Annotated in this window: 32 protein-coding genes and 1 tRNA gene; 7 read left to right on the top strand and 26 right to left on the bottom strand. The window is 71.3% G+C overall.

The genetic code is table 11. From position 1 onward, the window contains the following. The first annotated feature begins 165 nt into the window (after nucleotides 1-165). Nucleotides 166-432, top strand: coding sequence for a hypothetical protein (locus tag ACGFWE_RS13820; protein WP_393599972.1), 267 nt, complete (start codon nucleotides 166-168; stop codon nucleotides 430-432). Between the two features lie 312 nt (nucleotides 433-744). Here ACGFWE_RS13820 and ACGFWE_RS13815 read toward each other — a convergent pair whose 3' ends face one another. From ACGFWE_RS13815 to ACGFWE_RS13705, 23 genes are all read right to left on the bottom strand, one after another. After that, nucleotides 745-1,656 carry a hypothetical protein gene (locus ACGFWE_RS13815; RefSeq protein ID WP_393599971.1) on the bottom strand — a complete coding sequence of 304 codons (912 nt, stop codon included), beginning with the start codon at nucleotides 1,654-1,656 and terminating at the stop codon, nucleotides 745-747. Nucleotides 1,657-1,846: 190 nt separating this feature from the next. Further along, nucleotides 1,847-2,251: a hypothetical protein gene (locus tag ACGFWE_RS13810; RefSeq protein ID WP_393599970.1), complete on the bottom strand. Its 405-nt coding sequence runs from the start codon at nucleotides 2,249-2,251 to the stop codon at nucleotides 1,847-1,849. Beyond that, on the bottom strand, nucleotides 2,248-2,658 hold the full coding sequence (locus tag ACGFWE_RS13805) for a hypothetical protein (protein WP_393599969.1): 411 nt from the start codon (nucleotides 2,656-2,658) through the stop codon (nucleotides 2,248-2,250). Before ACGFWE_RS13805 ends, ACGFWE_RS13810 begins: the two co-directional genes overlap by 4 nt. Before the next feature lie 31 nt (nucleotides 2,659-2,689). Next, nucleotides 2,690-2,905: a hypothetical protein gene (locus tag ACGFWE_RS13800; protein WP_393599968.1), complete on the bottom strand. Its 216-nt coding sequence runs from the start codon at nucleotides 2,903-2,905 to the stop codon at nucleotides 2,690-2,692. Next, complete coding sequence (locus ACGFWE_RS13795) at nucleotides 2,902-3,402, bottom strand: hypothetical protein (RefSeq protein WP_393599967.1); 501 nt, start codon at nucleotides 3,400-3,402, stop codon at nucleotides 2,902-2,904. The genes ACGFWE_RS13800 and ACGFWE_RS13795 overlap by 4 nt, the downstream gene beginning before the upstream one ends. 24 nt (nucleotides 3,403-3,426) lie before the next feature. Further along, complete coding sequence (locus ACGFWE_RS13790) at nucleotides 3,427-3,684, bottom strand: hypothetical protein (protein WP_393599966.1); 258 nt, start codon at nucleotides 3,682-3,684, stop codon at nucleotides 3,427-3,429. After that, nucleotides 3,681-4,172, bottom strand: coding sequence for a hypothetical protein (locus ACGFWE_RS13785; protein WP_393599965.1), 492 nt, complete (start codon nucleotides 4,170-4,172; stop codon nucleotides 3,681-3,683). Before ACGFWE_RS13785 ends, ACGFWE_RS13790 begins: the two co-directional genes overlap by 4 nt. Then, nucleotides 4,169-5,122, bottom strand: coding sequence for a hypothetical protein (locus ACGFWE_RS13780; RefSeq protein ID WP_393599964.1), 954 nt, complete (start codon nucleotides 5,120-5,122; stop codon nucleotides 4,169-4,171). Before ACGFWE_RS13780 ends, ACGFWE_RS13785 begins: the two co-directional genes overlap by 4 nt. Nucleotides 5,123-5,278: 156 nt before the next feature. Beyond that, complete coding sequence (locus ACGFWE_RS13775; RefSeq protein ID WP_393599963.1) at nucleotides 5,279-5,704, bottom strand: hypothetical protein; 426 nt, start codon at nucleotides 5,702-5,704, stop codon at nucleotides 5,279-5,281. Nucleotides 5,705-5,981: 277 nt separating this feature from the next. Beyond that, complete coding sequence (locus ACGFWE_RS13770) at nucleotides 5,982-6,182, bottom strand: hypothetical protein (RefSeq protein ID WP_393599962.1); 201 nt, start codon at nucleotides 6,180-6,182, stop codon at nucleotides 5,982-5,984. Further along, nucleotides 6,179-6,793 carry a crossover junction endodeoxyribonuclease RuvC gene (locus ACGFWE_RS13765; RefSeq protein WP_393599961.1) on the bottom strand — a complete coding sequence of 205 codons (615 nt, stop codon included), beginning with the start codon at nucleotides 6,791-6,793 and terminating at the stop codon, nucleotides 6,179-6,181. The genes ACGFWE_RS13770 and ACGFWE_RS13765 overlap by 4 nt, the downstream gene beginning before the upstream one ends. After that, complete coding sequence (locus tag ACGFWE_RS13760; RefSeq protein WP_393599960.1) at nucleotides 6,790-7,803, bottom strand: DNA-methyltransferase; 1,014 nt, start codon at nucleotides 7,801-7,803, stop codon at nucleotides 6,790-6,792. Before ACGFWE_RS13760 ends, ACGFWE_RS13765 begins: the two co-directional genes overlap by 4 nt. Further along, nucleotides 7,800-8,261: a phiSA1p31-related protein gene (locus ACGFWE_RS13755; protein WP_393599959.1), complete on the bottom strand. Its 462-nt coding sequence runs from the start codon at nucleotides 8,259-8,261 to the stop codon at nucleotides 7,800-7,802. The genes ACGFWE_RS13760 and ACGFWE_RS13755 overlap by 4 nt, the downstream gene beginning before the upstream one ends. Beyond that, entirely contained in the window at nucleotides 8,258-9,070 is an 813-nt protein-coding gene (locus tag ACGFWE_RS13750) for an exonuclease domain-containing protein (RefSeq protein WP_393600211.1), read from the bottom strand. The genes ACGFWE_RS13755 and ACGFWE_RS13750 overlap by 4 nt, the downstream gene beginning before the upstream one ends. After that, nucleotides 9,070-10,158 carry a hypothetical protein gene (locus ACGFWE_RS13745; protein ID WP_393599958.1) on the bottom strand — a complete coding sequence of 363 codons (1,089 nt, stop codon included), beginning with the start codon at nucleotides 10,156-10,158 and terminating at the stop codon, nucleotides 9,070-9,072. The genes ACGFWE_RS13750 and ACGFWE_RS13745 overlap by 1 nt, the downstream gene beginning before the upstream one ends. Before the next feature lies 1 nt (nucleotide 10,159). Beyond that, entirely contained in the window at nucleotides 10,160-10,990 is an 831-nt protein-coding gene (locus tag ACGFWE_RS13740; RefSeq protein WP_393599957.1) for a hypothetical protein, read from the bottom strand. Then, nucleotides 10,987-11,439, bottom strand: coding sequence for a hypothetical protein (locus ACGFWE_RS13735; RefSeq protein WP_393599956.1), 453 nt, complete (start codon nucleotides 11,437-11,439; stop codon nucleotides 10,987-10,989). Before ACGFWE_RS13735 ends, ACGFWE_RS13740 begins: the two co-directional genes overlap by 4 nt. Then, the gene (locus tag ACGFWE_RS13730) at nucleotides 11,436-11,699 is read right to left on the bottom strand and encodes a hypothetical protein (protein WP_393599955.1); all 264 of its coding nucleotides are present in this window, start codon (nucleotides 11,697-11,699) and stop codon (nucleotides 11,436-11,438) included. Before ACGFWE_RS13730 ends, ACGFWE_RS13735 begins: the two co-directional genes overlap by 4 nt. Further along, nucleotides 11,696-11,833, bottom strand: coding sequence for a hypothetical protein (locus ACGFWE_RS13725; protein ID WP_393599954.1), 138 nt, complete (start codon nucleotides 11,831-11,833; stop codon nucleotides 11,696-11,698). Before ACGFWE_RS13725 ends, ACGFWE_RS13730 begins: the two co-directional genes overlap by 4 nt. Continuing rightward, complete coding sequence (locus ACGFWE_RS13720) at nucleotides 11,830-12,321, bottom strand: hypothetical protein (RefSeq protein WP_393599953.1); 492 nt, start codon at nucleotides 12,319-12,321, stop codon at nucleotides 11,830-11,832. The genes ACGFWE_RS13725 and ACGFWE_RS13720 overlap by 4 nt, the downstream gene beginning before the upstream one ends. Beyond that, nucleotides 12,318-12,680, bottom strand: a complete 363-nt coding sequence (locus ACGFWE_RS13715; RefSeq protein WP_393599952.1) for a hypothetical protein — start codon at nucleotides 12,678-12,680, stop codon at nucleotides 12,318-12,320. The genes ACGFWE_RS13720 and ACGFWE_RS13715 overlap by 4 nt, the downstream gene beginning before the upstream one ends. Before the next feature lie 96 nt (nucleotides 12,681-12,776). Then, on the bottom strand, nucleotides 12,777-13,109 hold the full coding sequence (locus ACGFWE_RS13710; protein WP_393600219.1) for a hypothetical protein: 333 nt from the start codon (nucleotides 13,107-13,109) through the stop codon (nucleotides 12,777-12,779). Beyond that, a complete protein-coding gene (locus tag ACGFWE_RS13705) occupies nucleotides 13,012-13,380 on the bottom strand; it encodes a helix-turn-helix domain-containing protein (RefSeq protein ID WP_393599951.1) in 369 nt (122 codons plus the stop codon). Before ACGFWE_RS13705 ends, ACGFWE_RS13710 begins: the two co-directional genes overlap by 98 nt. A 254-nt stretch (nucleotides 13,381-13,634) precedes the next feature. On the opposite strand from ACGFWE_RS13705, the gene ACGFWE_RS13700 reads away from it, so the two are divergent. Next, nucleotides 13,635-14,018: a hypothetical protein gene (locus tag ACGFWE_RS13700; RefSeq protein ID WP_393599950.1), complete on the top strand. Its 384-nt coding sequence runs from the start codon at nucleotides 13,635-13,637 to the stop codon at nucleotides 14,016-14,018. Between the two features lie 459 nt (nucleotides 14,019-14,477). On the opposite strand, the gene ACGFWE_RS13695 is transcribed toward ACGFWE_RS13700, so the two are convergent. Together ACGFWE_RS13695 and ACGFWE_RS13690 are read right to left on the bottom strand one after the other, a co-directional pair. Next, nucleotides 14,478-15,434 (bottom strand): tyrosine-type recombinase/integrase, encoded by a 957-nt coding sequence (locus ACGFWE_RS13695; RefSeq protein ID WP_393599949.1) that lies wholly within the window; start codon nucleotides 15,432-15,434, stop codon nucleotides 14,478-14,480. Between the two features lie 113 nt (nucleotides 15,435-15,547). After that, nucleotides 15,548-15,620, bottom strand: a tRNA-Arg gene (locus ACGFWE_RS13690). A gap of 322 nt (nucleotides 15,621-15,942) precedes the next feature. Here ACGFWE_RS13690 and ACGFWE_RS13685 point away from each other — a divergent pair. The 5 genes from ACGFWE_RS13685 (at nucleotide 15,943) to ACGFWE_RS13665 (ending at nucleotide 22,346) form a co-directional block, all read left to right on the top strand. Then, nucleotides 15,943-17,550: a dynamin family protein gene (locus tag ACGFWE_RS13685; protein ID WP_352384094.1), complete on the top strand. Its 1,608-nt coding sequence runs from the start codon at nucleotides 15,943-15,945 to the stop codon at nucleotides 17,548-17,550. Nucleotides 17,551-17,553: 3 nt separating this feature from the next. Continuing rightward, nucleotides 17,554-19,554 (top strand): GTP-binding protein, encoded by a 2,001-nt coding sequence (locus ACGFWE_RS13680; RefSeq protein WP_393599948.1) that lies wholly within the window; start codon nucleotides 17,554-17,556, stop codon nucleotides 19,552-19,554. A 246-nt stretch (nucleotides 19,555-19,800) separates the two neighbouring features. Further along, a complete protein-coding gene (locus ACGFWE_RS13675) occupies nucleotides 19,801-20,262 on the top strand; it encodes a single-stranded DNA-binding protein (RefSeq protein WP_352384090.1) in 462 nt (153 codons plus the stop codon). 266 nt (nucleotides 20,263-20,528) lie between these two features. Beyond that, nucleotides 20,529-21,941: a TQXA domain-containing protein gene (locus ACGFWE_RS13670; protein ID WP_393599947.1), complete on the top strand. Its 1,413-nt coding sequence runs from the start codon at nucleotides 20,529-20,531 to the stop codon at nucleotides 21,939-21,941. A 33-nt stretch (nucleotides 21,942-21,974) separates the two neighbouring features. Continuing rightward, on the top strand, nucleotides 21,975-22,346 hold the full coding sequence (locus ACGFWE_RS13665) for a hypothetical protein (RefSeq protein ID WP_393599946.1): 372 nt from the start codon (nucleotides 21,975-21,977) through the stop codon (nucleotides 22,344-22,346). Between the two features lie 68 nt (nucleotides 22,347-22,414). Here ACGFWE_RS13665 and ACGFWE_RS13660 read toward each other — a convergent pair whose 3' ends face one another. Further along, complete coding sequence (locus ACGFWE_RS13660) at nucleotides 22,415-22,819, bottom strand: hypothetical protein (RefSeq protein WP_352384084.1); 405 nt, start codon at nucleotides 22,817-22,819, stop codon at nucleotides 22,415-22,417. Nucleotides 22,820-23,077: the final 258 nt, after the last annotated feature.

Below are 23,077 nucleotides of genomic sequence, written 5' to 3'. Positions count from 1 at the left end.
CACGGCTACGATTCTTCACGGATCTGCCCTCTTGCTTAGCGGCTTGGGTAGGTCCGGCCCCCGGCCGTATGGCGTTCCAGCGCCGGGCCGGGGGCCTTGTTGTTGGCAGAACCAAGCTACAGACCTTGTTGCCACGTGGCAACAAGGTCGGACAGGATGGTGTCCATGGCCGAGGCCGAAGGAGGGCCGGACATGGTGTCTTTCCGTGAACTTGCGCGCCGTCTCGTCGCCGACGGGATTGTCGAGCGGATCTCTCATCAGCGGGTGTCGAAGATCGCCCAGAGCGACCCCGAGTTTCCGCCGGTCGTCCCGGTCGGCGGCTCGAATGTGGTCGACTATCGGCTCGCGGCGCCGTACTTCCGTAACCGGATCACGCGCCCCGGGTGGCGCACGGACGTGCACGGCAAGCCGCCGACGGCCGACGAGAGCTAAAGGGTGGTCGCGATGAAATGCGCTTCGTGCGGGGCGACAGATCGCCTGTGGGACGAGGGCGACGTCTTTTACTGCTCCCATTGCGCATGGCGGACTTACTACGCCACGGGCGATCTGTGCCTGCGGAAATGCCGGGGCTGCAAGAAACAGGCATGCGGCCGGGCGGCGTACTGCCGATGGTGCCACGAACCGAACCCCGACAGTCCACGGTGAGCGGCTCACGCGGCAGCGCCCCCGCCGGATGACTCGGCGGGGGCGCTGCTCTGTGCCGGCATGTGCGCCGTCGCCGGGACCGGCGGCGCATCACGGGTATCAGACAGCGGTACCGCCTGCATCGGCCGCGGCACGCTGCCGGCGCCGGGCCAACGCGCGAACCGCTCGGTGTGCCGCAGCGTCGAGGGCGCCCTCGAGCGACGCGAGCTCGTGCGGCGCCGCCCACGTGCGGCGCCCCTCGACGATCGGTACCGGGGCGCCGCACTCTTCGCCGTTCTCGCAGGTCACGGTCGACGCATCAGTGCCGCCGCGGTGCATCGTGAGTGATGCGCCGCAGTACGGGCACGGTCGGCTCATCGGAAACTCGCGGCGCCGGTCGTTGCCGATCGTCCGCTCGATACGCCGCGCCGCCTCACGAGCGATACGGCCGATGCGCTCGCGCTGCGCATCGTCGATCGGCATGCACGGGCCCGGCTTGCCCTCGAGCCGGCTGATCAGCCACTCGGCCGCCCGTACCGCGCTGCGGTCGCCGAGGTTGAAGTGCCAGCGCTGCGGGTCCGCTTCGTCTCGGGCGGCGAGCAGCGCGAGGTCGAGCCCGACCCGGTCGCCCGGGATCGCGCGCGACAGGCGCTTGATCGGGGCGCGTTGCACCTCGGCCGCGATCTCGTCGGCGATCGCGCACAGGGCGACCTCGACCGCGCGGCACGCGTCGACGACGTGCAGCCGCAGCGGTGCGAACTGCTCGGCGAGGGCGAGCGGCTCGCGCTCGGGGCGGGCGGCCGCGCCCTGGTCGTGCTCGCCGGGCCGGGCGAGCCACTTCGCCGGGGTCATCACCGACTCGAGGGCGCGCTCGGCCGCGTGGTGCTCGTCGAGCTTCCGCAGGTAGTCGGCGACGTCTTTCGGCGGGGTCCATACCGCGGGCGTCGAGGTGTCGACCAGGGCCCGCAAGTGCTGCCAGTGGTCGACGACGACGCGAAGGTCGTCGGCAGCGGTGCGGGTGTTGCTCGTCATGGCCGGTACTCCTGATCTTGCGTGGGCGTAGGGTGATCTGTCCCGCGAAGGGGGCGGGGCGCCCCGGGTTGCTGTCCGGGTACAGGGGCGCCCCGCTGCTACGGGACGTTGTCGAGCTGCACGACACCGCGTTCGAAGCGGCTGCGGCGCGACAGGGCGGCGGCGTACGCCTTCGGGAATGCCGGCACGGTCACCGCCCCCTCGAGCGCCGGACCGGCGGACCATAGGGCGACTGCCACGCCGGCCGGCACCGAGCCGGCCGGGACCGCGGGGCGGCCGGCTGCTCGACCTCGACGACCGGGACCAATCCGAAGTCCTCGGGCTGCCCGACGGTCGACGTCTCGAGGATCGGCCGCAACGCGGCGAAGCACCGCTCGGCCACGGACCGGACCGCGGCGAGCAGCGCCGCGACCGTCTGCCCCTGCAACGCAGCGAGCACCTCGAAGGCGGCGCGATGCACGAGCTCGTGATGTTCGCCCCGCTCGCCGCGCCGGTAGACGTCGACGGCGTCGCGCGCGGTCGACTCGTCGAGCCCGTGCGCGTCGACGAGCCGCTGCACGTGCAGCTCGATCGCTGCCTCGGCCGCGGTCGTCATCGGCTCGCCTGCCCGATCGGCATGAACCGAGCGATCTGCCGGATTGCTGCCGCCTCGGCTGCGTCCCACACGCGGCCGAGGTCGTCGAGGGCGCGGCGCCGCGCGGCCATGATGCGGTGATGCGCGGCGACCGCCTCGGGCAGCGACGCCGGGACGTCCTCGCCGACCTCGCGCCGGATGCGGCCGAGCGCCGCGGCGTCGAGGATCGCGTCGAGCTCGGCGAAGTGGCGCGCACCTCGGTTCGGCTGCCGGTGTCGCCACTTGCGGACGTCCTCGAGGGCGGCGAGCAGCCGCTCGTCGGTGTGCACGGAGGGGTACAGCGGTGCGAGCACACAACGGTCGGCGTAGGTGTGCTGTTCGGCGCATGCCGAGCCGCAGCTCGGGGCGGTTGTGGTGCTCTCGGTCATGGTTCCTCGCTGTGGTGCGTGGGGCGGTCGGTCAGAAACCGGGGAGATCGGTAATCCCGCGATCGCGGGCGTTGGGGAACGGGCGCGCGCGGCCGAGCTGGGGACTGACGGCGTGGGAGTAGCCGGCGAGCGGGTCGGGCTCGATCGGGTCCTCGAAGTACGCGGCGAGCTGCTCGTCGCTGAGCCCGTCGAGCTCTTCGAGCTGCTCTTCGTCGAGGTCGGTCGGGTCGTACGCGAAGGTGCTCACGGCGTCGGCCCGTTCGCGCGGGCGAGGTAGCCGAGCACCGCGGCGAGCACGACCTCGACCCGGGCGTCGTGCCGGTTAGCGATGCAGCGGCACGCGCCGGGCCGGCCGCACTGCGGGCAGCGCACCGGCTTGCCGAGAGCTATGTCGATCACGCGGCGCAGGGCGTCGGGCGCGTCCGTCGTCGGCGCCTCGCCGGTCACCTCCTGGTCGAGGTACTCGACGTCGGTCGCCCCACCGTGGCCATGGATGAGCTCAACGGACGTGCGGCCGCGGTCCCAGAACACGAGCGAGGGGTGTTCGCCGCGCCACCGGACCGACGCCGTCCCGTCGGGCCACTCGACGCCGTCGGCGACGTTGCCGGTACCGCTCACGCCCGACACGTCGACGTGCCGGCGCAGCACGAAGAGCCGGGGCGGGGCGAGTTGCTCGTCGGGGCGCACGATCCGGGCCCCGATGTACTGCGGTCCCTCGGTGATCTGCTCGTTCTCGGCGGTCATGTGATCTTTCCCTTCGTCACGCGGCTACGCGGACCGCAGGGCGGTCGCAGAGTGGTCGGCCGGGGTTGTGGTGCTGTCGGGGGTGCGTTCGTCCCTCTGGAGGGCGCACAGCGGCGCGGCCGTGATGTGCCAACCCAGGGCCCGCAGCACGCGCACGGCTTTTCGGGCCTGCGCTTCGGGCGACGCGTCGGGGTGCTCGGCGAGCATGTCCTCGATCGCGCCCGCGATCACCGCGGCGACGGCGTCGCAGATCTGTCGGCGCTCTCGTTCGGCGGCGTTCATCGCTTGACCTCGCTTCCTGTCCGCTCGAGGCGCCGGCGGCGCAGCTCTTCGCGGGCACGCAGGTACTCGTCGTTAGGGCGGCCGGGCGAGACGCGCACCGACGCCGCGCGCAGCTCGGGCAGACCGCCCGGGCGCACGGTCCCGGCGAGCACCGCCTCGCGGCGTGCGCGCAGCGCTGCCCGGTAACCCGCTTCGTCGTCCGGGTCGAGTTGCGGGTAAGCGCAGGGCTCGAAGGTGTCCGGCAGCCGCTCGAGCCGCTCGCGGCCGACCTTGCGCCACCGGGTGGCAATGTCCTTCGGCATGACGGGAAAGGCGCTCTCGGCGTAGTGCTCGCCGATCGCCCGGCCGGCGAAGTCGAAGGGCACGTACCGCAGCGCGGTCGACCAGAGCATGAGCTGCGCCGCTTGCTCGTCCTCGGTCGTGCGCAGCACGCGGTCGTCGATCCGGCTGATCAGCTCGAAGAGCTCGAGCGTCTCGGCGGGGGTCATGCGCCGCCCCCTTCGACGCGCCGGCGCAGTGCCTCGAGGCTCGCGCGCTGCTGCTCGCCCTTCGTCGGCCCGCGCCCGTGGGCACGGGCACCGGGACCCGCGAAGGGCACGACGTTGTCGTGCTGCTCGGGGCGCTCGCGCTCGGCCCACTCCTGCCACCGGGCCCCCCACGCGGCAGCCGTACGACCGTCGGCCACCATGCGGCGCACGAACTTGCGCGTCACCTCGGCGAGCTGCTCGTCGGTCAACTGCTGCCGGCCGGCGTCGACTCGAGCGAGCTGCGCGGCCGCGACGTCGTCCTCGCTCGGCCGCCAATCGGCGGTGATCGCAGAGAGAGCCGGCTCGCTCGCGCGCGCACTACCCGCAGCTTCCTCTCTCTCCTCAACCCCCCTCTTAGGGAGTGGAGTGGAGGGGAGTGGAGCACGCGCGCGCGAGGTCCCCGAACTGTCCCCGGGGGACGTACCCCCGTGACCTGCGGCGTCGCCAGAATCGGGGGTGTCTTTCGCGGGCGAATCGTCGTCGAATCCGTCGTCGATCGCGTCCGGATCGTTGTCGAAGAGCGAGCGATTCCGCGACGGACCGCCGGGCCCGTCGCTGCCGCCCCCGCGCTGCCGGCGCTTCTTCGCCGCGGCGCGCTGCCGGCGCTGCTCGACCTCGGCGCGCAGCGGGTTACCGTTCGCCGCGTAGTCGTGCATGTAGTAGTCGCCCTCGGCCGGCTGCGGGCAGCTCGGGCAGATGTGCCCGTGCGGGTGCCACAACCCGACCTTGACGAGCTTCGAGATCTGCGGGGTCGTGCCGTACATGTCCGCGACCAGTCCGGGCACGACGCCGTCGGTCAAGTGCTGCGCGACGTACGAGCCGCAGCGCAGCCACAGCCCGACCGCAGCATTCCCCGCCTTGATCATCTTGGGGTGCGAGTGAGCTTTGTCGTCGACGTTGAACCAGGGCATCGAAGCCTCTCAGTGGTGAGCAATCCGGCGGGAAGGTGTGGTGCGGGTCCCGCGGCCCGCGGGTGTCCGCGTAGGCGCCGCCGGGGCGGTCAAGCAGTGATCCACAGGTGTGGATAAAGGGAGTTGGGGGCGCACGCTGCGCCCGAGCCGGCCGCATCACTGGCCGCCGCGCGAGGCTCGGCGCCGCTCGAGGTGCGCTTCGTAGTCCGCATCGGTCGGCAGCAGCGCGAGCACTTCCTGCACGGCTGCCTCGACGTCGGGCTGCCCGAGCTCGTCGAAGGTCCCGTTCATGCTGCGCCGGCGCATCATGGCGCGCATCACCTCGGCGACGCACTTCGCCTCTTCGTTCGTCTCGGCCGCCTCGGCGCTCGTGATGCGCACCTTCACGACCGGGTCTTTGTCCTCGCCTTCGGCATGCCCGACGAACGACTTCGCCGTGAGCCGCACGACCGCGAACACCGACGTGCCCGGGTGCTGCCACAGTCCGCGGCGCTGCTCGGCCGTGAGAGCGGCTTGCAGCCATGTCGCATTGCTGTCGACCTTGACCTCGGGCAGCTTGCCCGGCTCGATCTCGTGAGGCATGGGCCCTACTTCCTTCGCTTCCGTGCGTCTTGCTTGCGGCGCTCACTGCGCAGGGCGGCAGCCGCTCGTACGTGTTCGTTTGGGCACTCGTCGCGCATGTGCCTCTCGGCCCGGATCACGAGCGCCTCGACCGCTTCGTAACCGAAGGCATCCTCGGGCGGCCGGCCGCACGAACACGCGAAGTCGGCGGCCGCGAGGTCTTTCGCCTTCGCGTGGTCGAGTCGGACCCGCAACCCGTAGCCCGGGTGCGGGAGTCCGATCGTGGGACCGGCGCCGTTCATGGCTGCTCGACCTCGAGCGCCTCGCGCTGATCGTCGTCGAGCAGACCGCAGCCTTGCCAGAAGTCGACGAGATCGAGCTGCCCCTCGACAGCCGGCACCGGCCGGGCGCCGGCGACGTCCTCGAGCGGCCGGCGCGGCGGCGTGACCGCGGTACCGGGGATAGTGGGAGCGCCCGGCGCGGCGCTGCGGCGCCTCACTGGTCGGCTCCCAACACCCAACGCTGCGGCAGCAGGTTGGGCCATGGCACTACGGCGAGCCGCTCGCGCTGTGCTTTCGGCAGCTCAAAGAGTGGCACCCCGTAGGCGTCGTGTCCGGCAGCACGCAGCCACCAGCCGTCACAGCGGTCGCCCTTCGGGTCGTCGGGGAACTCGACGCCGGCCGCGAGGAACGCCGCGGCCGCCATGTCCTCTTTGGATGCGTTGCCGTTGTCGGCCGCGTAGCTCTTCAGCGTCGCCGGCGACAGGTAGACGTACGGCACATCGGCGCGCAGCAGCGCCGCGTTCACGACGCCGTGCACCTTGCCGAGTGCCTTGACCGCGTTCGGCCGCATCCGGGTCGGCATGTCCTCGAGCACCGCGACGTCGGGCCGGTGCTCGGCGACGAGCCCCGCGACCGTTTCCTCGATCACGAGCAGCCGGCGGTCGCCGTCGCGCTGCCGCGTCTTGATCCGGCCCGTCGACCCATTCGGCAGCCCGTAGCCCGTCGACACGATCGACAGATCGAACCCGATCACGCGCAGCATGCCCTCGAGCGGCGCCGGCTCGTCGAGCAGCAGCCGGCCGGGGGCGATCAGCCCCGGGATACTCACGACGCCTCGCTCTCGTCGAAGAAGAAAGCACCCTGCGCGAAACGCTGTTTCGCGAGCTCGTGATAGGCGGCCTTGTTGTCGATGCCGATGTACTTGCGGTCGAGCTGTCGCGCCGCGGCGCCGGTCGTTCCGGAACCGCTGAACGTGTCGAGGACAGTGCCGCCCGGCTTGCAGCCGGCCTTGATACAGCGGGTCGGAAGCGCGAGCGGGAAGGTCGCGAAGTGCGCCGCGGGATACTTCGCCGTGTTGATCGACCAGACGTCGCCCGGGTTGCGTCCCTTCGGATGTGACGAGCCCGAGTGATCGCCCGTGAGCGGTCCACCGGTGCGAGAGCCGACGCCGATCCCCTGCGCCTTGCCGGTACGGCTCGCGCCCCCTGGCTTCGTACCTGCGAACCGCTTCGCCCGCTCGGATACATGCGGCTCACGGATCGCGTCGAGATCGAACCAGTACCGGGACGACTTCGCGAACATGAACACGTGTTCATGACGGTTACTCAGCCGATCGCGTACCGACTCGGGCATCGCGTTGGGCTTGTGCCAAATGAGCTCGTTGCGGAGTATCCAACCGTCGTCTTGCAGCGCGAACGCAACCCGCCACGGAATCCCGAGCAGATTCTTACGGGGCAGGAACTTCGAACGGTCAACGCCCGCGGTACGCACAGACTCGCGCAGGGGAGAGGCCGCGTTCTTCCCTTGCAGGGTGCTCGACCGCATCCCATGCTCAGAGTTGCCGGGCGGCTCGGCCGCGTACGAGTCGCCGAGGTTGAGCCACAACGTCCCGTCAGATGCCAGCACACGACGGGCCTCGGCGAAGAGCCGGCGCATCGTCTCGACGTAGTCGGCCGGCGTCGGTTCGAGGCCGTACTGCCCTTCGGTGCCGTAGTCGCGCAGTCCGTAGTACGGGGGCGACGTCACGACGCAGTCGACCGACTCGTCGGGCAGCGTACGCAGCACCTCGAGGGAGTCGCCGAGCAGCAGCGTCACAGTGTCGTCGCGGTAGTGGATCACGACACACCGCCACTGACCGGTGCGAGCGGCCCGTACAGCGTGCGCACGACGTCGAGCGCCTGCACGGTGACGCCGTTGTTCGCGCGCAGCAGCGGCGCCCCGTTGCTGTCGAGGCTGCCGTGCCAACGCCACTCGGCGCCGTACTGGTCACCCCAGGTAAGGGACAGGTCCCACACGTGCCCGCGCCCGTCCGTCCACACCTTCGCAGACCGGTCGAGCCGGCCGCCCTCGGCGAGCAGCAGCTCGTCGGGGCGCTCCGACGTCGGGTTCGGCGCCGCCGACGGAAAGCACGGGAAGGGCGGGTGCGACGCCCGCAGCCGAGCGGCGAGCCGCTCGAGCACCTCGGCGGCGCGTACGGTGCAGATCTTGCCTGTCTGCACCTCGAGCCCGCCGTCGCGGTCGATCAGCACGACGAGCGCTTGCTCGTCCATGTCGACGAAGCGGTATGCGTCGGTCACGCGGGTACTCCCTTGTTCTCTGTGTCCTCGACCCATGGGCGAAGCGGCCAAGAGCCGTCGACGACGGCGGCCGGGTCGTTCTTGCGGAAGTGGGCTTGCAGTCCCTCGGCTTGCTCGGCGGCGAGGCGCACTTGCAGCTCGTGCAGCTCGGCCCGGGACAGACCCCGCAGCTCGTGAAACCGCGGCCGCCGCGCGGTCCGGATCGACTCGGGCCAGTAGCGGCGCGACATGTGGGCGAGCGTCCCGATCTGCTGTGCGATCCGGGCCGACATGAGCGCGTCGTACTCGCAGCCGTGCGCCGCCTTCGCGTCCCACCCGAGCCCGTAGACCTGCGCGAGGGTGATGAGCTGCCGCGCGCCCTGGTCGGCCGAGGGGCGCCGGCGGTACGGCAGCACGTGCGTGTCGAGCACTCGCGTGTCGAGCACGTGCAGCGGCCGCTCGCCGAGCCTGTCGAGCAGCGGCTCGCACTCGTGACGACGCAGCTCGCGGTCGAGCAGCGTGAGGTCGAAGGGCACGTTGTGCCCGACGAGAGCCATCCCGTCGCCGAGCCACTGCGCGAGCTGCTCGGCAATCTGGTCGGCGACGTCGGCAGCCGGCTCGCCCTCGGCCCGTGCGCGCTCGGTCGTGATCTTGTGCACGGCGGTCGCCTCGGCCGGGATCTCGACGCCCGGGTCGGCGAGCCACGTGCACGGGATATACGAGCCGAACCCGCCGCACCCGACGACAGCCGCGGTCACGATCCGGTCGTGCTCGACGTCGGTCCCGGTCGTCTCGAGGTCGAAGGCGGCGAGCCGGCCCGTGTGCCACATCACCGGGCACCCCCTCCCGGCTGCGCTGCCTCGGGCCACGCGGCGGCGGGGTACGCGGTCGGGGGTTCCGTGTCGCCCTCGCCGACGACCTCGACGTCGTACACCCCTTCGTCGTCCGGGCCCGCCTCGCCGGCGTCGTGGTCGTCGTCGACGACGCCCGTCCGCGGGTCGACGCCCGCCTCGACGTCCTCGGCGATCTGTTTGAGATCGGCGAGCAGCTCGTCGGAGCCGTGACCGGCCGCGCGCGCCCGGTGCCAGACCTGAATCACGGCGGCCGCGGTCGTGCACTCGCGCGCCTCGGCGAGGTAGTCGGGTCGCTCGGCCGGGCCCGCCTCGAGCGCCGGCCGGTCGACGAGCACGGCCGGGTTCAACGCGGCCGCCGTCGACAGCGGGCCCGACAGGGCGTGACGAAGCGCCGGGATCGTGGGGACGAGCATCACGACGGGGAAGTGCTTCGGCCCGGTCGGGCGCATCACTTCCCGCTGCTCGATCCACAGCCGGACGGGCATCATGCTCTTGCCCTCGGTCGCCTGTAGCACCGTGTCGACGCCGCCCGCCATGACGTCGGCCGCGTAGTGACTGTGCGTCTCGAGCCGCCAGACGCCGAGGTCGGGCATGTCCGGCAACATGACGCCGATGCGCGAGGTCGTCTTGCACACCGAGCCCGGCTCGACGTCGTTCTGCAAGTGCCATTCCTCGCCGTACTCCGTGAGGCACAAGCACGGGCGCCGGCTGATCTTCTCCGTCACGCCGTCACAGCGGCGTGCGCAACCCCCGCCCGACCACAGCTCGTATGACACCGACAGCGGGTCGCCGGCCGGCATGATCGCGTGCAGCTCACGCGCCTCGGTGATCACGCGGTACTGCGCGACCTTCGAGCCCTGCGGGGTCCACTGCTCGACCTCGCCGCCGTACAGCTCGGCCGCCTTCGCGATGTACTGCTCGGAGTGCGACGACAGCAGGAACGTGCGGGAACGGACCGGGATCGGCCGCCCCTTCGGGTTCTTCGGGTTGGGCCGGCTGTAGCCGGTCCTGATGCGACCGAGCTCGGCGGCCTGCTTCTTCGCGGTGAGGATGCGCGATCCCATGTCACGCTGCCTTTCGGGACGTTGATCCCGGCGCCCAGGGCGGCAGGATCGTCGGGTACGCGCTCGGCGCGTTGTGCAGATAGCGGGCGTTGGCGAGGGCGCCGAGGAACGCCCGGAACACCGCGCGGTCGCTCGGAAGCTCGATCAGCCGGAACCCGCGCGGCCGCAGGTTGAGCACGGCCGTACGCCGCGGCCGCGGCGCCGGCACTTCGGTGTCGTCCGGCAGCAGCGCGACGGGCGCCCACCGGTACGCGGCGAGTTGATAGGGCTGCTCGGCGTAGACCGTCGTGACCGGCTTCTTCGCCGACGTCTTGTAGTCGATCAGCCACAGCTCACGGCGGCCGCCGGGCCCGGTCGGAAGCCAAATCCACAGATCGCCTGTTCCGGCGTAGCCGTAGCGGCGGTGCATCACGGTCGTCTCGACCGCCTCGACGTCGCGGTCGAAGTCGACCCGCCAGAGACGGAAGAACCGCGCGAGCTGCCGCGCGTACGGCTCGACCTCGGGGTCGGCCGCGGACGGCGAACCGATCACGATCGCGTGCGCCCGGCGGTGAACGCGCGTACCGAGGTCGGCCGCCGACTCGCGGCGGGCGTTCGGCAGCGCGACGAGCTCGCGCCGCAGCGCGGTCGGCTCGGTCCGGGCACGGCGCGCGACCGCGATCGGGTCGGCGATAACGGCGTCGGCGACGAGCCCGGCGCCCCACGGGACGAGCGCCGGCTTGTGGACCGACGAGCCCGTGATGTTCGTGACGCTGATCAGGTCGGGCCCGCCGGCGGGGTCGCTGTAGTAGCGACCCCGCTCGGTGGCGACCGCGTGCTTCGGGTCGGTCACAGCTCGATCGCTCCGGCCTCGGCGGCGATCCGGTACCAACGCACGCCGCCGACGAACGCCCCTACGCGCGCCCGGAGTTGGGCCCGACCGATGCTCGCCTCGGACACCGCACGCGGCACGACAGGGTCGGGCGCGGCCATGCGCGCCGTTGCGTCCTGCTCGACGACGATGCGGTCGCCGTCCCGCAACGGGACGAGCACCGCGGCGGCGAGCTCGGCGGCGTCGTCGTGCCCCTGGTCGGCGACCTCGGCCGCGCCGTCGGCGAGGCGTCGCAGCCGGGCCTCGACCTCGACGACCGTGTCGACGTGCCACAGAGGACCGATGACGTCCCCGGCGGCCGCGATCGCCTCGGCGAGCGCTTCGGCGCGTACCTTCCTGCGGAACGCGTCGACGCTGTCGCCGACGAGCAGCGGAACGCGCCGGCTGCTGCGCTGTACGGGGGCGCTCATGCCTCGCCCCCGGGGGTGTCCGTGTTGAGCAGCGCGACCAAGTAGTCGGCGAGCTCGGGCGACTCGACCTCGATCGCGGGGTCGGGACAGCACGAGTAGACGCTGCCGTCGTCCGCTTCGTGGTCGGGGTCGTGGCAGACCGGAACGATTCCGGTCGGGGCGTCGCTGCCGTTCGTGGTGTACGCGGTGCGCCACTTCGGCAGCCCGTCGTCGAACTGCGCGGCGGCGGCCGCGCGGGCGGCGTCGAGCGTCCGCATCATGAGGGGTCGTCCTTTCCAGTACGGGAGTTGCGAGGGCGCGCGGGTGTGAGCGCGCCGGCGAGGATCAGCAGCAGCCCGGCGGCCGCGCCGCAGCCGAGGGTGTCGAGCAGCTCGAGCCAGTCGGCCGCGGTCACCGCGGGCCCCGGGCCGAGCTCTTGAGCGCCTCGCCGAGCAGCGCGGGCACGCCCTCGCCGACGAGCCGGGCGCGTACGCCGCGGTACGTGAAGCGGGCGACCAGGGCGCCGCCGATCGCGCGCCCCTGTGCGTCGTGCACGCCGAGCGCTTGAGTCCAGCGCCGCCAGTCGTCGAGCGACTGCGGTCGGACGACGAAGCGCACCTCGCCGTACGCCGCGGTCACAGCCGGCTCGCCGGGCATCTCGGCGACCTCGGGCTCGGCGAGGTCGGCGGCCGCCTTTGCCTTGCGGCACTCGACGAGCGCCGCGACGGCGGCCGGGCTCGGCCCGGGGCGGCGTCGGCCGGGCGTCGCGAAGGGGTCCGGGCGGGTGAGCAGCCCGGCGTCGTCGAGCACGGCAGCGGTGTCGACGGCGGGGTCGGCCGCGGCCCGACGCATCACGGCGTCGATCAGGTCGGCCGCGGGCAGCACGTGCGGGTTCGTGGTCACCGGGCACCCCCGGGTCGCAGCTCGGCGAGGACGTCGACGCCCTCGGCGACTGCGGCGTGCACTCGGATCGGGACCTTCGAGCCGTCGCCGCGTACCGGCGTCTCGGTGCGCAGCGTCCACAGCGTGACGCCGTCCTCGCGGCTGCCGCCGGTCGGGACGAGCTCGCCGCCGAGCGCGTACATCCAGCGGGCAAGGTCGCGAGCGTCGATCACGGTGACGTGCGCGACGTCGGGGCGCGGCGTGAGGGTCGCGGCGGGGAGGTTGAGGTAATCGAGCATCGCGCACACCGCGAGCTCGTTGCCCGCCGACCGGTCGAAGTCGGTGAGCTCGTGGGGGCGTTCGGTAGGCTGAGCGCTCAAGGCGACCGCCTCACTTTCTGCTCTGGTTAGTGGGGTGCGAGCCGTAAGGGGTCGATCCGGATGCCGGTCCGGGCCGGCCCCGACTCGCGTCGGGGATTAGGCGGCGGTGCTGCCTCGGCCGGCGTCGTACTGCTCGAGCTCGGCGCGCGTCGCCGCCGTGCGCTGCGAGCGCCGCATCTCCGCCTTGATCCGGCGGGCGGCCGCCGACCGGGCGGCGAGCTCGGTGAAATGCGCCTTACGCATTGACTCGGCGATCTGCTCGATCTGCTGCTCGGTCGCCTCGGGGTTGGCCTTGCGTGCCATGTCGAGGAAGCGAGTCCAGTGCGACGCCTTACGCGCGGCGGCGGTACGGCCGGGCCGGTCCGTCGTGACCGCCCAACTCTTGTGAGCCGCGATCCGCATTCGCAGTGAGCGCTCGTCCGTGTTCATCGCGTGTCCCCTCCGTGCTGTCCGCGCCCACGGGCGTGGGCAGTGGCTTAAAAAAGAGAGCGCCCCTGTGGACGCCGAGCACCCTGCATATGTCGTCGGCCTTTGCGGCGCTCACTGTGGGGCGTTCACCCGACAGCAGCATGCCGACTTTCGACTTCGACAGACCGACTCGCTTGCCGAGCTCTTCGATCGTGATTGACCCGCTCGGCGCCCGTTCCATCAGCTTGCGCAGCGTCTCGCCGTCGTGCAGATGTACGCGGGCATTGGGCATGAGCGGTCCTCCGTGAACTGCCCACGTTCGTGGGCAGCTCCACTAAAGCACACCGCTTGAGCGGTGTCCACGAACGTGGGCAGGGACCGATTACGTCAATTTTCGGCACGAGTTGCCGTCGGTGCCCCGTGGCTGCCCGCGATCGTGGACAATGGTCCGCACCGGGCAAATGGTTGTACGCGATGACCTGCTATTTTCACCTCTCGATCGCACGGGCGGTGTGGAATCGAACGGCGAGACGGAGAGGTGGAACCATGCTGGAGCAGCGCGACGCACTCACCGAGCTCGTTAAGTCGCAGGTCGGCGAAGGGAAGCGCTGGAGCACGCGCGAGTTCGCCGGGCAAGCGGAAGACCCGGAAACGGGTTACGCGCCCGGTAAGAGCCTGATCGCGAAGATCATCAACGGCGATTCGTACCGGATCACTCCGACGCTCGTCTCGGCGCTCGCCGCCGGGCTCGGGCTGCCGCGCCCGGTCGTCGGCGCCGCTGCGCACCTACAGATGATCGGGTACACCGCCGAAGAGCTCACCCAGGGCGCCCCGGCGACGTTGATCCGGACGCTCGACGCCGGCAGCGACACCTCGAAGGCTCGCGCCGTCGCCGAGCGGTGGCAGTCCGAAGCGCAGGCCGAGGCATAGACAGCGTTTTCCGCCGTCATTTCGTCACACCCCCGTCACCCGATCGGGTGACCGGCCCGTGTGACAGAAAGTTACCTGTGTGAACCCTGCGCATGCAGGATATTCGGACGTACAGTGATCTGACCTCGCGCGTTTCGAACGCTTGTGCGAGTCTGGCGTGTCCAGGTTCGCCGGCGGGTTAGGGGGTCAGGTGGCAGAGGTGCGCGTCGAAGAGGTCGAGCTCGACGACGGTACGCCGATGATGTACAGAGACTTCGGGGCGTACGTGCGGCTCGCACATGACCCCGCTCAAATGGACGAAGCCGCAGCGCTCGCGCTGCTATGCGTGCGAGTGCCGCGGCTGATTGGAGCTCTCGAAATATCCCGCCCGGAGCCTTGAGCTCGAGGCCGCACTGCAACGCCCCGAACGACCGGGTTCGCCGACACCGGTCGCCGGGGCGCAGTCTTGTTCGAACGCTGCTACTTGAGCCCGTCGACCGGGCTGAGCCGGGCGTGCGCGATCCTCGCCCGCTCACTGCCGGCCGACGCGCCGTACCGGTTGATCATCTCGCGCGAGCTCCATCCTGTGATGCGCATCAGGTCGTCGTCGCTGCCGCCGGCGAGCTTCCACTTGTGCGCGAAGGTGTGCCGGAACTGGTGCGGGTGAAGCGGCGCGATGCCTGCCTCGGCACACCGGTTCTTGAGCATCTTGCCGACGCCCCACACCGTGAAGCGGTGATAGATGTGTCGCCGGTCGGCGCCCCACCAAAGCCACATGTCCTCTTCGAGGGGCTTGCCCTTGTGCTTCGCGGCCGCGCGCAGGTACCGGTCGAGCGCCTGCGCCGTCGTGTTGCCGAACGGCACCGACCGCCATTTGCTCTTTTTCCCGAGGACGCGAAGCACCTTCAGGTCGAGATCGAGGTCGCCGACCTTGCGGTCGGTGCACTCCGCGAGGCGCACGCCCGTGTCGAGGAAGAGCAACAGCAGCGCCGCATCGCGCCGTTCGGCGTACCCCTTGCCGCGGACTGTCCGGAAGAGCTTCGCGAGGTCGTCGTCGCCGATGACGGGCACCTCGACCTCGGGCAGGGTCGGAGGCTTCATCGTGCGCATGGGGTGCCGCTCGAGCTCTTCTTCGTCAACTAGCCAGTTGAACATGGTTTTGAGCGAGCGGTAGTGGTTGTGGGCGTTGCTCGGGCTCGTCCGCTGCATAGTCGCCGTGACGTACGCCTCGACGTGCTCGCGGTGAATGTCCTCGAGCTCTTCGGGCGCCGGTCGTGCGTCCTTGTCGGCGGGTTCGTAGTCCTCGAGCAAGAACTTGCGGAACTGATTCGCCGCGTTCGAGTAGATCCTGACTGTGTTGTCCGAGGCGTTCCGGGCACGAAGAGAGCGCACCCAACTAGCCGCCATCGGACCGAGGTCGTAGCGCTCGGTTGGCATGAACTGATGGTCGCGCCCATGGGCGTGGGCAGTCAAGGCGCTTGCCCTCACAGCGATGTGCTTCCGGCCGACAAGAAAAGAGACCAGCGTTTCCGCTGGTCAGAGGGTGTGTGCGCCCCCGGCAGGACTCGAACCTGCGGCCAAGCGCTTAGAAGGCGCCTGCTCTATCCACTGAGCTACGGGGGCCGGGTGTGGTGGCCTCTGTCTTGGGTGCCCGGGTGTGGGCCGTTCCGTGACGTTGCCGGGGACAAGGATAGGGCTCCCACGACCTTGTCCCTGTTGCTTCGCCTCCGTGGCTCGATGTGGAGGTTCAGTGAAGCGGTCCTGATAATCGCAGGCAGGTACGAATCGTGCATCGCTTTTGGCGCCTCGCGCACCGGGTGTTGTGCACTCGTTATGCCTGGACTGTGCCTGCGTCCCAGTCGTCCCTTCCATCCCTTGTGTCCGGTCGGCGCGCAGACATGGTCATATGCTTCAGAATTCCCCTAAAATTGGGCATTCTTCACATGTGGTGACCTTGGACGTACGGCCTCAGCTGCTCGACGCACTCTCCGCCCTGCGCGACCGTGTCGCCGCCGCACGCTTCCCGCTGCCCCTGGCGGGGGCCCCACGCGCGCGTGCCAACCGCGACGAACTGCTCGCCCAGCTCGACGACTATCTGGTGCCCCGGTTGAGAGACCCCGAAGCGCCACTGCTGGCCGTGGTGGGCGGTTCCACCGGGGCCGGCAAGTCGACCCTCGTCAACTCCCTTGTAGGACGCCGGGTGAGCGAGGCGGGCGTGCTGCGGCCGACCACGCGGACACCGGTGCTTGTCTGCCATCCGGAGGACCACCACTGGTTCAGCGGGATGCGCGTCCTGCCCGACCTCACCCGCGTGTGGGTGCCCCACCACGAGCCGGGGGACGAACTCCTGCTGCCCGGCGAGAACCCCGCGCGCGTGCTGCGCGTCGAGACCGCCGACACCCTCCCGCCGGGCATCGCGCTCCTCGACGCACCCGACATCGACTCCCTGGTCGCCGACAACCGCGTCCTCGCCGCCGAGCTGATCTGCGCCGCCGACATCTGGATCATGGTCACCACGGCCGCCCGCTACGCCGACGCCGTCCCCTGGCATCTCCTGCGCACCGCCAAGGAGTACGACGCCACGCTGGTGACCGTCCTCGACCGGGTGCCGCACCAGGTCGTCTCCGAGGTCTCGCGGCAGTACGGCGCCCTGCTCACCAAGGCGGGTCTCGGCGAGGTACCCCGGTTCACGGTGCCGGAGCTGCCCGAGTCGGCCTGGGGCGGCGGGCTGCTGCCGGCCACCGCCGTGGCCTCGCTGCGGACCTGGCTCGTCCATCAGGTGCAGGACCCCGCGGCCCGGCACTACGCCGTCGCCCGTACGGCCCACGGCGTCCTGAACTCCCTCAAGTCCCGCATGCCCGAGCTGGCCGGCGCGGCCGCCGCCCAGTACGCGGCCGCGCTGCGGCTCACCGCCGCCGTCGAGGGGGCGTACGACAGCGAGTACGCGCGCGTGCGGGGGCGGCTGCAGGCCGGTGCCGTGCTCGCCGGTGACGCCCTCAAGCGCTGGCGGGCCTTCCCCCTCGACTGCACCGCCTCGGAGCTCCTGGACGCCCTGGTGGAGAGCCTGGGCGCCCTCCTGCTGTGCGCGGTCACCGCCGCCGACGAGCGCGTCGACGAGGCCTGGCGGCGCGAACCGGCCGCCGCCGCGCCGGAACTGACGGACCGCGACCCGACCCTGGAGAGCGCCGAGCACCGGATCGGGATGGCCGTACGGCGCTGGCGGCGGGAGCTGGAGGAGTACGCCGAGGAGGAGATCCGCGACCTCGACCGCGGGGCCTCGCCCGACCCGGAGACGGTCGCCGCCCTCGTCGCCACCGCACTGCTCGGCGGACGCCGGGCCCGGGTGGCGGGGGAAGGGCTCGCCGAGCGGATCGGCGCCCACGGGGCCCTGCGGCTGCGCGACCGGGGCGGACGGCTGCTCGCCGAGCACCTCGACCGGGTCGTGAACACCGAACGCGAGCGCCGGCTCGCCCCGCTCGACGCACTCGACGTACACCCCGAACCACAGGCCGAACTCATCGCCGCGCTGTCCGTACTGCAGAAGGAGAGGTGACCGATGACCGCCGTCACGGATCAGGACCACACGGATCAGGACCGCACGGGGCGGGCGGGCGACGCCGTAGCGGAGAACGGGGAGGGACCGGTCGAGGAATCCGCGGGCGCCGAAGCGGACTCGGGCGGGAAGGACGGGCACGCGCGCGGGGAAGGGACTCAGGGCCGGGACGGGCGGGCGGACACCGGGCAGGCGCGCAAGGGCGGGGGCTCCGGTCCCGTGCGGGCGGACGCAAGCCAGGGACATGTACGCGAGGAGGCCGAACGCGCGCGCGTGGAGGCCGTTGACACCTCCGCAGGGACGGCCGACGCCGACTCCGGCGGCTCCTGGGACGACGGGCTCATCGCACGGCGGGTCACCGCCGAGACCGAGCAGGCCGCTGTCGTGGAGGTCCGTGGGCCCAACGTCCCGCCGCCGGCCCCGCTCACGTACGACGGCCCGCTGCGCTCCCGCCTGGAGGCGCTGCGGGAGCTGGTCGGACTCTCGCGCACCCGGCTCGACAGCCGGACGCTCGCCGAGGCCGGCCAGGTCCTGGACGAGGCGGCCGCCCGGCGCAGACTGTCCGGGCAGCACACCGTCGTCGCCATCGCCGGCGCCACGGGCAGCGGCAAGTCGCAGCTGTTCAACTCGCTGGCCGGAGTGGCCATCTCGGAGACCGGGGTACGCCGGCCCACCACGGCCGCGCCGATCGCGTGCAGTTGGAGCGACGGTTCGGCGAGTCTCATCGAACGGCTCGGCATCCCGCCCCGGTTGCGGCGGCGCCCCCTGCAGAGTGCCGACTCGGAGGCCCAGTTGCGCGGGCTCGTCCTGGTCGACCTGCCCGACCACGACTCGGCCGCCGTCCAGCACCGCGAGCACGTGGACCGGGTCCTGGCGCTCGTCGACGCCGTCATCTGGGTCGTCGACCCCGAGAAGTACGCCGACGCGATGCTGCACGAGCGCTACCTGCGGCCCATGGCGGGCCACGCGGAGGTCATGTTCGTCGTCCTCAACCAGATCGACCGGCTGCCCGGGGAGGCCGCCGAGCAGGTCCTCGACGACCTGCGACGGCTGCTCGACGAGGACGGGATCGCCCTCGGGGAGTACGGCGAACCGGGCGCCACCGTGCTCGCGGTGTCCGCGCTCACCGGGGACGGAGTCGGTGAACTGCGGGAGGCCCTCGGTCAGTTCGTGGCGGAGCGCGGGGCTCCCTCACGGCGGATCGCGGCCGACGTGGACGCGGCCGCGTGGCGGCTGCGGCCCGTCTACGCGACGGGCCGGCGCACCGGGCTGAGCGAGGCGGCGCGCGACGACTTCGCCGCCCGGCTCGCGGACGCGGTCGGCGCCACCGCGGCGGGCGAGGCGGCCGAACGCGCCTGGCTGCGCAACGCCAACCGCGCGTGCGGTACGCCCTGGCTGCGGCTGTGGCGCTGGTACGAGGACCGGCGCGAACCTCCCACGGGCCGACTGCCGTTGCGCGCCCACCCGGACGAGGAGGCGACCGCGCGTCAGCAGGTCGAGCAGGCGGTACGCACGCTCGCCGACCGGGCCTCGGCGGGGCTGCCGCCGGCGTGGGCGCAGGCGGTGCGCGAGGCGGCCGTACGCGGTTCCCAGGGGCTGCCCGAGGCGCTGGACGAGCTGACCGCCCGGGCCGGACTCCCACCGGGCCGTCCGCCGCGCCCGGGCTGGTGGCCGGTGGCCGTGCTGGCACAGGCGTCCATGACCCTCCTCCAAATCGTCGGCGGACTCTGGCTGGTGGGCCAGATCATCGGGGTCATGGCGCCGAACCTGGGGGTCCCGGTGCTGCTGATGGTGGCGGGCATCATCGGCGGCCCGCTCGTCGAGTGGAGCTGCCGGATGGCGGCGCGGGGGCCGGCGCGGCGGTACGGCGTGGAGGCGGAACGGCGACTGCGGGAGGCGGCGTCCGGATGCGGGAGGGCGCGGGTGCTGGATCCGGTGGCGGCGGAGCTGCTGCGCTACCGGGAGGTCCGGGAGCAGTACGGCAAGGTCGTCGGGGTGGGGTGAGGAGCTGACGGCGCTGAGGGGCTGACAGTGGGGTGACGGCGGTGAGGTGACGGGCGGTCCTGTGGACGGGGTCCCTCGTTCGGGTGGCGGAGTTTTCCACAACCCGGGGATGGTCCACAGGGCGCAGCGGGCTCGGCCCGGCGGAGGCAGTCTGGCTTCGCGGCGATCGCGGTGACGCGGTCGGCACGCAGACAGCAGCAGCCGTACGGGACGGGCCCGTACGCATGTCAGAAGGGGATCCCAGCGATGAACGAGACCATGATCTGCGCGGTGGGCAACGTGGCGACACAGCCGGTGTACCGGGAGCTGGCGACGGGCGCGTCGGTGCGGTTCCGGCTGGCGGCGACCGCGCGCTATCTGGACCGCGAGAAGAACGAGTGGACGGACGGGCACACCAACTTCTTCACGGTGTGGGCCAATCGCCAGCTCGCCACGAACGTGGCGGGGTCGATCAACGTGGGTGATCCGGTGGTCGTCCAGGGCCGGTTGAAGGTGCGTTCGGAGGTGCGCGAGGGACAGCCGGCCTGGACCTCGGCCGACATCGACGCGGTGGCGATCGGCCACGACCTGGCGCGCGGCACCTCGGCCTTCCGGCGCACCCAGCGGCCGGAGAACACCGCCGCGGGTTCGTCCACGCAGCCCGAGCCCGTCTGGGAGACGCCACCGGTCGAGGCAGCGGAACGGCAGGAGGCCGTCGCGGTGACGTGACGCCGGCGAGGGCGCGGCGGCGGCGACCGAAGTGCGGCTTATCGGCGCATGCGTTCCGGTCATCTCTGGTCGATTTGTCGATAAGCCACACGGCTGAAAGGCCGTGGCGATAACGATTCCGAGTCGGATCGATCTTCCGACGGCCTCCTCGGGAAGAGGGGGGCGGCCGCGTCCCTAGGATGCCGAACACAGCTCCCGGGGCTACTGAGTTTGCTGGTGGGACCACCACCCCGCTCGACAACGGGTCCTGCTCGAAGGGGAATTCCGTGTTTTCTGCGTTCTCTGCGCTGTCCGTGCGCGGACGGGCGGCGGCTCGCCTCGCGGCCGTCACCTTCGTCTCCGGCCTGCTCGCCGCCGGTGCGACGGTGGCCGTCGCCGACACGGCGTCGGCGGACGAGGCGGCGCAGAACCAGAGAGGGGCGACCGCCACCATAGGGGGCCTGAAGACCTACGGTGACGCGGTGATACACGACACCGACGGCGATCTCCAGGTGTCGGCCGGACTGTTCGAGATGTCCGTCGAGGGCGGCGGAACGCTCCAGACCTACTGCGTCGATCTCTACAACCCCACGCAGAAGGACGCCAAGTACCACGAGACCGACTGGAGCGGCACCTCGCTGGGCGCCAACAAGGGTGCGGGCAGGATCCGCTGGATCCTGGAGAACTCCTATCCCCAGGTCAACGATCTCGCGGCGCTCGCCGCCAAGGCCGGTATCGCCTCCGGCCTGACCGAGCAGGACGCGGCGGCCGGCACCCAGGTGGCGATCTGGCGCTACTCGGACGACGCGGACGTGGACGCCGTCGACCCACAGGCCGAGAAGCTCGCGGACTACCTCCAGAAGAGCGCCCGTGACGTCGTGGAGCCGGCCGCGTCCCTGACGCTCGACCCGCCCGCGGTCTCCGGTCACCCCGGCGAGCTGCTCGGCCCGGTGACGGTGCACACCAACGCGGCCGGCGCCACGGTCACCCCGCCGGCGGACACGGCCACCAGCGGCGTGCGGATCGTCGGCAAGGACGGCAGACCGGTGACCTCGGTCAGCAACGGCAGCGAGCTCTACTTCGACGTCCCCGAGGACGCGGCGGCGGGCTCGGCCGACCTCACCGTGCAGGCCTCGACCACCGTGCCGGTCGGCCGTGCCTTCGCCTCCGAGAGCCGGAGCCAGACCCAGATCCTCGCCGGCTCCAGCGAGTCGACGGTCTCGGCCTCGGCGAGCGCGACCTGGGCGAAGGAGGGAGCCGTGCCGGCTCTGTCCGCGGCGCGCAACTGCACCAAGGGCGGCCTGGACATCACGGCGGTCAACCAGGGCGACGAGGAGTTCGCGTTCGAGTTGATGGGCACCCAGTACGCCATCGCGGCGGGCGAGTCCCGCACGGTGACGGTCCCGCTCCAGGAGGACCAGGCCTACGACTTCACGATCACCGGCCCCGACGGTCTCGCCAAGCGCTTCACCGGTGTCCTCGACTGCCGCACCCGCAGCAGTGAGCGGGGCGCCACGCCCCAGACCCTCAGCGAGCCCAGCCCCGCCACGGTGGCCCTCCCCACCACCGACGTCAACCTCGCCGAGACCGGCGGCTCCGCGACCACCCCGCTGATCGCCGGTACCGCCATCGCGCTGGTCGTGATCGGCGGCGCGGCCCTGGTCCTCACGGGCCGGAAGCAGAACCGGGCCCAGGACTGACCGCGGCGCGTCGGTGACGGGCAGAATGGCGTCATGACCAAGCCATCCGCATCGCCGGCGCGTCACACCTCCTCGGGCTCGGTGCTGTCCCTGTGGTCGCAGGACTCGGTGCTGTCGATCGGCTCGGTGGGCTCGGTGCTGTCCATCGGTTCCGTGGGCTCGGCCCTTTCGGTCGGCTCGATCGGCAGCGCCCTGTCCATGGGCTCCATTGGTTCGGCCCTGTCCCTGATCTCGGCGGGCTCATGGCTGAGCACGGGGTCACTGCTGTCGGCGCAGTCGACGTGGTCGGTGCTGTCGTGGCGGACGTCCCGGGGGCGGAAGCGTTCCTTGGGAGCGGTGGGGGCAGCGGGCGCGGTGGTAGTGGGTGCGGCTGTGGTGCTGGCCGCGCGTGGGGCAGGCGACTGACCACTGGCTGTGATGTTCCGCCAGTGAGGGGCTCAGCGGTGGGGAGGCGGTTCTGAACGCCGGTCCGCTCACCGGTCCGTGGAAGGTGGGTGAGGTGGCCGGTCCTGGACCGGGCTGTTGAAGGTGATGCCGGAGAAGTCACGTCCCTGCACGACGGGTCCGTGCTGTGTGCCGCCGCTGATGGCGTTGTGCGTGTCTCCGTCCCCGGTGCGCAGCAGCTGCGCCTGCTGCTGCCACTGCGTCAAGTTCGCGTGGAACGAGGGGTCTTGCTCGGCGCGGCGGTTCAGGGCCTCGCTGAGCGCCCGTGCTCGCTCCACGTCATGGGGGGCCTCGGACAGGGCGGCCAGTTCGGCTTCGCCGGTCGCCGGGCCCGTCCGCACCAACCCCCGTAGCGCCGACCAGAGTTGCCGACCCATCTCACCGCCCGCTCCGGTCGCCGCCGCCACGAGAAGGCTCGCCGAGATCGGATCCACGCCAGTACCCCCAGTCGCTCAACGGAGTCGAACGCATCGGTACGTCATCGTCCCAGAGCGGGCGCCGAGCGGGGCGGTTGTCGTCGGCCAGATTCGGGGGCCGGTGTCCGGTACCGAGCCACGAGCAATGGGTACCGGACACCGGGCGGTTCACATGCCGAAGTACGTCGGACCGTGATGCTGGACAATCACGTATGCAATGCACGTCAGTACTACGACACGGTTCAGGTATCTCACGAAGCTCTTTGCCTTTCGTTC

It is taken from the genome of Streptomyces sp. NPDC048523 (assembly GCF_043199815.1).
Lineage (GTDB): Bacteria > Actinomycetota > Actinomycetes > Streptomycetales > Streptomycetaceae > Streptomyces.
This window is presented reverse-complemented; position numbering and strand designations above follow the sequence as displayed.

Bases quoted from the DNA above. Each gene is read 5' to 3' on its own strand.
- ACGFWE_RS13790 (WP_393599966.1), bottom strand. From the start codon at position 3,684: ATGAACGCCGCCGAACGAGAGCGCCGACAGATCTGCGACGCCGTCGCC.
- ACGFWE_RS13710 (WP_393600219.1), bottom strand. From the start codon at position 13,109: ATGAACACGGACGAGCGCTCACTGCGAATGCGGATCGCGGCTCACAAG.
- ACGFWE_RS13745 (WP_393599958.1), bottom strand. From the start codon at position 10,158: ATGGGATCGCGCATCCTCACCGCGAAGAAGCAGGCCGCCGAGCTCGGT.
- ACGFWE_RS13795 (WP_393599967.1), bottom strand. From the start codon at position 3,402: ATGACCGCCGAGAACGAGCAGATCACCGAGGGACCGCAGTACATCGGG.
- ACGFWE_RS13805 (WP_393599969.1), bottom strand. From the start codon at position 2,658: ATGACCGAGAGCACCACAACCGCCCCGAGCTGCGGCTCGGCATGCGCC.
- ACGFWE_RS13665 (WP_393599946.1), top strand. From the start codon at position 21,975: ATGACCAAGCCATCCGCATCGCCGGCGCGTCACACCTCCTCGGGCTCG.
- ACGFWE_RS13680 (WP_393599948.1), top strand. From the start codon at position 17,554: ATGACCGCCGTCACGGATCAGGACCACACGGATCAGGACCGCACGGGG.
- ACGFWE_RS13730 (WP_393599955.1), bottom strand. From the start codon at position 11,699: ATGATGCGGACGCTCGACGCCGCCCGCGCGGCCGCCGCCGCGCAGTTC.
- ACGFWE_RS13675 (WP_352384090.1), top strand. From the start codon at position 19,801: ATGAACGAGACCATGATCTGCGCGGTGGGCAACGTGGCGACACAGCCG.
- ACGFWE_RS13750 (WP_393600211.1), bottom strand. From the start codon at position 9,070: ATGTGGCACACGGGCCGGCTCGCCGCCTTCGACCTCGAGACGACCGGG.
- ACGFWE_RS13780 (WP_393599964.1), bottom strand. From the start codon at position 5,122: ATGCCCTGGTTCAACGTCGACGACAAAGCTCACTCGCACCCCAAGATG.
- ACGFWE_RS13700 (WP_393599950.1), top strand. From the start codon at position 13,635: ATGCTGGAGCAGCGCGACGCACTCACCGAGCTCGTTAAGTCGCAGGTC.
- ACGFWE_RS13785 (WP_393599965.1), bottom strand. From the start codon at position 4,172: ATGACCCCCGCCGAGACGCTCGAGCTCTTCGAGCTGATCAGCCGGATC.
- ACGFWE_RS13775 (WP_393599963.1), bottom strand. From the start codon at position 5,704: ATGCCTCACGAGATCGAGCCGGGCAAGCTGCCCGAGGTCAAGGTCGAC.
- ACGFWE_RS13820 (WP_393599972.1), top strand. From the start codon at position 166: ATGGCCGAGGCCGAAGGAGGGCCGGACATGGTGTCTTTCCGTGAACTT.
- ACGFWE_RS13695 (WP_393599949.1), bottom strand. From the start codon at position 15,434: ATGCCAACCGAGCGCTACGACCTCGGTCCGATGGCGGCTAGTTGGGTG.
- ACGFWE_RS13705 (WP_393599951.1), bottom strand. From the start codon at position 13,380: ATGCCCAATGCCCGCGTACATCTGCACGACGGCGAGACGCTGCGCAAG.
- ACGFWE_RS13735 (WP_393599956.1), bottom strand. From the start codon at position 11,439: ATGAGCGCCCCCGTACAGCGCAGCAGCCGGCGCGTTCCGCTGCTCGTC.
- ACGFWE_RS13815 (WP_393599971.1), bottom strand. From the start codon at position 1,656: ATGACGAGCAACACCCGCACCGCTGCCGACGACCTTCGCGTCGTCGTC.
- ACGFWE_RS13810 (WP_393599970.1), bottom strand. From the start codon at position 2,251: ATGACGACCGCGGCCGAGGCAGCGATCGAGCTGCACGTGCAGCGGCTC.